Source organism: Photobacterium pectinilyticum (assembly GCF_024357955.1).
Lineage (GTDB): Bacteria > Pseudomonadota > Gammaproteobacteria > Enterobacterales > Vibrionaceae > Photobacterium > Photobacterium pectinilyticum.
Window position 1 is genome coordinate 1 of sequence record NZ_JANEYT010000179.1, and the last position, 1,364, is coordinate 1,364.

Genomic DNA, 1,364 nt, shown 5'->3' on the forward strand with positions numbered 1-1,364 from the left:
TACATGGATGTGACTGAAGAAATTAACGAAAACAGGATGTTAAGTCTTCAGCAACAGTTAAAAGGAACATAGCGAATTGAATAGCGGTTTGCTGTAGCATGTCAAGCCAGCCTTTGTGGAGCGACATCGACGCGCAGGGGATTTGAGGCATGATGGTTGGGTTGGCAGTGTGAGTTAATGAATATCATATTGATCTCATAAGTGAATGCATCGACCGAGTGAGGGAAATGTGACCGCCTTTAAGAACTGTTTCGTATCAATTAAGCCGCTATTCAGTCAGGAAGGGTGCCTCAGCTGATGCCAACTATGCTGCAATGCCAACTCCAGCGGAGTATGCTTGATCACGGGCTGTTGCCAATGCGAAGAGCGCACAGGTAATCTCCCGCCTTGCTGCCACAGGGAGCGCATATTGATAAAACCACGGAACAGCGGCGAGAACAATGCAATCGCTTCGAGTAAGGTCCAATGTAGCGGAGTGACCGTCACCGGCTTTCCAGTACTGAGCGCCAGGCCGCGGGCAATATCTTTGATACTGGCTTGATGGCCAGGGTAGTAATCGATAGCCAGAGGACAGGTGAACATGGGCTCGGTAGTGATTTGTTGGGCAATGTTCTCTGCTAAATCTGGGAGATAAGTCCAGTAGTGGCTTACCTCATAGGCACTGGGAGACTGCAGAATGAGCTTATGATTGGTTTCTTTGACTAAGATCCCGAGGTAGCTCCGGTCGAGGGAAAAGTTCAGGTTATGCCCGTAGCAAAGAACCTTAATATTAGCACCTGCGGACGCAGCCTTTTCTAGCTGGATGCGTATTTTTTTGGTAAGGCATAATCAACCGGCTTCTTTTTTTGCCAGAAAATGAGGCTATTAAGCCAAGAATGGCAAGTATCGTACACATTGGTGGTGATAACTAAGTTGCTTTGATACCGGATCACCCGTTTCAATATCTCATCGAGAGAAAAAATCACCCGCCTGTCCAAAATAGGATCAGGCAGGTGCAGGAAAACGGTGTCGGTATCAGCCACCAAGTCATCGAGCAATTCTCCATCTTGCTTGGTGAGTTCAGCCAGTGTCAGGTTAGCAGACAGTGAGAAAGGTTGGCTGGGGTCGGCAATTGTTGCAGTGATCTGCCAATGATATTGTGCAAGTGATTGACAAAGCAGTGCCCCCATTTCATGTTCAGCACCTAACACTAAGGCTCTTCTCATGTTTTTCTCCAACCTTGCGATTCATTTCAAAATCATCCTCCTTAGTTAAAAGCTTTTTCTCGATATAGTGAATACATAAAAAGTAAGCGGGTGTTTCTCCCCATATTCCGGTAATCATCAATGCCTGGTACTGATAAAGCTCCTTCATTAATGGAGCTT

The 1,364-nt window shown here is 46.5% G+C and carries 3 protein-coding genes; all 3 read right to left on the minus strand.

The features are described from left to right. Nucleotides 1–276 precede the first annotated feature (276 nt). On the minus strand, nucleotides 277–582 hold the full coding sequence (locus tag NHN17_RS25745; protein WP_255045520.1) for a Rossmann-fold NAD(P)-binding domain-containing protein: 306 nt from the start codon (nucleotides 580–582) through the stop codon (nucleotides 277–279). A gap of 212 nt (nucleotides 583–794) precedes the next feature. Then, nucleotides 795–1,205: a Rossmann-fold NAD(P)-binding domain-containing protein gene (locus tag NHN17_RS25750; RefSeq protein WP_255045521.1), complete on the minus strand. Its 411-nt coding sequence runs from the start codon at nucleotides 1,203–1,205 to the stop codon at nucleotides 795–797. Then, nucleotides 1,177–1,364: hypothetical protein (locus NHN17_RS25755; protein WP_255045522.1), on the minus strand; the 188-nt coding region annotated here is incomplete at its 5' end. The genes NHN17_RS25750 and NHN17_RS25755, both read right to left, overlap by 29 nt.

Coding starts and splice junctions, on each gene's coding strand:
- NHN17_RS25745 (WP_255045520.1), bottom strand. CDS start 582: ATGTTCACCTGTCCTCTGGCTATCGATTACTACCCTGGCCATCAAGCC.
- NHN17_RS25750 (WP_255045521.1), bottom strand. CDS start 1,205: ATGAGAAGAGCCTTAGTGTTAGGTGCTGAACATGAAATGGGGGCACTG.